The organism is Haloquadratum walsbyi J07HQW2, from assembly GCF_000415985.1.
Taxonomy (GTDB): Archaea; Halobacteriota; Halobacteria; order Halobacteriales; family Haloferacaceae; genus Haloquadratum; species Haloquadratum walsbyi_B.
This window is the reverse complement of sequence record NZ_KE356561.1, coordinates 987,198-990,621: the sequence shown is the minus strand read 5'-3', so window position 1 is coordinate 990,621 and position 3,424 is coordinate 987,198. Positions and strand designations below refer to the sequence as shown.

3 protein-coding genes and 1 pseudogene are annotated in these 3,424 nt (G+C 50.7%); 1 reads left to right on the top strand and 3 read right to left on the bottom strand.

Annotated elements, in window-relative coordinates; genetic code table 11:
* Together J07HQW2_RS04560 and J07HQW2_RS04555 are read right to left on the bottom strand one after the other, a co-directional pair.
* A partial coding sequence (locus J07HQW2_RS04560; protein ID WP_021054202.1) for a CDP-alcohol phosphatidyltransferase family protein occupies nt 1-432 on the bottom strand: 432 nt, incomplete at its 3' end.
* Between the two features lie 85 nt (nt 433-517).
* Nucleotides 518-1,156 carry a GNAT family N-acetyltransferase gene (locus tag J07HQW2_RS04555; RefSeq protein WP_048075481.1) on the bottom strand — a complete coding sequence of 213 codons (639 nt, stop codon included), beginning with the start codon at nt 1,154-1,156 and terminating at the stop codon, nt 518-520.
* 505 nt (nt 1,157-1,661) lie between these two features.
* Here J07HQW2_RS04555 and J07HQW2_RS04550 point away from each other — a divergent pair.
* Nucleotides 1,662-2,733: pseudogene (locus J07HQW2_RS04550) on the top strand (RNA-guided endonuclease InsQ/TnpB family protein).
* A gap of 89 nt (nt 2,734-2,822) precedes the next feature.
* Here the strand turns inward: J07HQW2_RS04550 and J07HQW2_RS04545 are convergent.
* A partial coding sequence (locus J07HQW2_RS04545) for an MFS transporter (protein WP_021054199.1) occupies nt 2,823-3,424 on the bottom strand: 602 nt, incomplete at its 5' end.

Genomic DNA, 3,424 nt, shown 5'->3' with positions numbered 1-3,424 from the left:
GCTGTTGTGTCGTACAAGTCTGAGTCCACCAAATGAGAGGATGCAGAATCCAACAGAAATGCTTGCAAGGAGATTCGGGGCAAGTGTGAGATGATATAATAGCGCTGCAGGGACGAGATATGCGAAAACATCAATAAACGAGTCTACTTGTCGACCAAACGGTGATGTGTTACCTGTTCGCCGTGCATACCATCCATCAAGCTTGTCGAAGCCAAACGCAGTAAACATAACAATAACGCCCCAGTTCGGCTCACCACGGACGAATAACAAAGCACTCGCCCATCCAAATAACAGGGCGCTGAGGCTAATATAGTCTGCACCGGTGAGGCGATCACGAATGTTAATTCGGTCACCTGTGTCAGGCACACGGTACGTTGCTGGGTCAAACCGTTGATATACCCCTTTGATTGTCTCTCGAATTTCACTCGACATCCACACGAGTATATAATTATCGCTGTCGGTATAATACTACTCTGTGAACTATTTACTTAGGAGATATCTATATTGATGGATAGTACTATTGTGTAGTTGGCAGTTGACGACGGATTGAGACTGGTCCAACACGAGCGTACAATCGGGTGCGACGAGCCCTAAAGTCACACGTCTCAAACAGTGCTTGTGATGGTCGGTTATCAATTGCAACGAGTGCTGTCGTTTGGGTTGCACCAAGAGCAGCAGCATATCGGTTTGCAGCGGTAATGAGTGCGGTTGCGACTCCGCGATTACGATGCGTCTGATCGACGCACACACGGCGGATATACCCACCGTCGAATGAGAGCTCGCAATCAAGAACATCAATCGGAACGGTCGTATTAACTGAGATGAACAAATATCCCCGGGTAGCACCGTTTTCACGGACTACAAAGGCGATTTTAGTTGGGAGTTTCTCCGCTAATGGCGCATTAAGGGATGCGGCTGCATCAGGACAACTAACAACAGTAAATTGTGGATTCGACTGAGATGTCCATTCGCACGCAGATTCGTGTAATGAGCCGTCTGTCCTTATTATGTGATCAATCTCTGGGATTGTGTCATCTGGCAAGTCAGCGACATACTCACGCATAGCCGTCGCCGTAATACCAACTTGTGCAAGGAACTCGTATATCGCTCGTCCGTATCGATTTCGGGTAAGACGCCAAAGTGAGGGTGAGACCACTGATGTCGGTATGAGTCTGTGTGATTCAGTTTGCGTGCATTGTTCTGTGGTCGGATTGAGTGAAGTACGCATGAGACACTGTCTTATGTATGAAATAGCGCATCAACACTGATTTTAATTTACTGAATTCAACATGAGTTACCAAAGGAATCACTGCGAGAGATATTAAAGCTGAGTACGTATTCGTTGTTTCATCTTCTTGAGAACTGTGTCTTGATTAATGACCCCTTTATACTGGTCAGCGAGGCGAATACCCCGACCCACCGTGGTCGGGGATGAAGCCGACAACTCGTGACACAAATCATTAACTAAATATATCCCTAACCAACAGACAGCGATGGAGTACAGTCACCGCTACCGTGCTTATACGACAGGAGAGGTAGCGGAGCGACTGGAACACCACCTCGACGTTCATCGCTAACTCTACAACCACGTCTGATGGGACTGCGAGAACAGTCCAGCGGACGACAAACCGAGTGAGTACGACCAGAACAACAAACCCCCCATGTGGAAACAAAAGTGGTCAATATTCGGTGAACTACACTCGAAAGCCGCGCAAGCTACTGTCGCTCGCTTCCACCACAGCCTCACCGTCCTCAGCGAACTCAAAGAGAAAGGATACACCGTCGGTCGGCTCAAGCGGCAAGCACCCAGTGAGTATCGAAGCGTGGCGTACAACCAGTCTGGTTTCGACCTCGATGAAAAGAGGGCCCACGACAAGCACGCATACCTCCGCTTCAGCAAAATTGGGTGGGTGAAAATCCAATACTCGCGTCCGATTCCCGACCACGCCACTATCAAAGAGGTCACGTTCAAGAAAGAAACGACTGGTGAGTGGTTCGTCTCCTTCGGGCTAGAGGCCGACGACGAACACACGCCCGAGAAACCTGACGTGGACGAGTTGGACGCGAGTAACAGCGTCGGAATTGACCTCGGGATCCTCAACTATATCCACACCAGCGATGGGAAGACCGTGGATTGGCTCAACCTCGAAGACGACTACGAGTGTCTTCGGCGGGAGTAAGGCAAACTCTCGCGGAAAGAACACGGGTTGAACAACTGGGAGAAACAACGCCGAGAAGTTGCCAAAGTCAAACGTGGTATCCAGCGGAAGGTGCTGGACTATCAGCACAAACTCACGACGTGGCTCGTCAAGGAGTACGACGCCGTGTTCGTGGAAGACCTCAACGTAGCAGGAATGCTTCAGAGCGACGGGAACGCTCGGAATAAACAGGATGCGGCGTGGCGACAGTTCATCCCTCCTCGAATACAAAGGCGACCTGCACGGTTGTCACGTCGTGCAGGTCGAAGCGCGAGGTACTACCAAAGAGTGCGCTCGGTGTGGTGCAGAGACGGCGAAACACATCTGGGTTCGTGAACACTCTTGCCCGTCGTGCGGATTTGAGACGGATAGGGACACGAACGCGGCGATGAACGTCTTGCAGAGAGGCTTTTCTGAGTGAGGGCTGGGATGGCCCGAATCTACGCCTGTGGAGACTGTGACCACTACGGAGACGACTCATTTCGAGTCTGTGTCTGCAAGTCACGTCATCGAAACAAGAAGCCTGCCCTCGTGAGGGCAGGATTCCCCGTACCACCGTGTGCGGGGTAACATTCAAAATCAGTTCAGACGATGCCGAAACGTGCGAACCTCTGGAGTATTATTTCAGTCCCCCGGTGTTGGTGTTGGCTGTTCAACATTTGTTGGCTCACCGACCTGTGTATAGACAAGTATTAATCCACCAGCACTTAGCACCGTTGCGACGACAAATGGCGTTGCAAATCCAAATCCAACGAGGATTCCCGAGAATAACGTTCCAAAGGCAATTCCGAGCCCAAATCCCATCGTGAGTAATGAGAGTGTTGACCCAGATTCACCGTCACCGGCAAGATCACCAGCGAGTGCAAGTGAGGGAGCAAAGACTGCTGCGACGGCAATTCCCTGGATAAATCGTGCGACAATCATCAGTAATGAGGAGGTAAGAAATCCCTGAATAAGTGTCGCAGGAAGAAGAAGGACAAATCCCCAAACAAGAAATGGACGTCGTCCATACGTATCACTTAATCGCCCAAGTGGAAGTTGAAACAACACATTCGCGAAGACAGTCGCCCCAAACTGCAGTGAGAAAAGGAATGTTCCCTGGTTAAGACGCGCGTTGATACTGTTCGCCAGTGGTGCATAAATCGCGAGTCCGAGTGCCATAACGACCGTTGCGACACCGAGCGCAAAGACAGGGTCAAGCCCAGTCCCATCGGTGCTCCGAACAC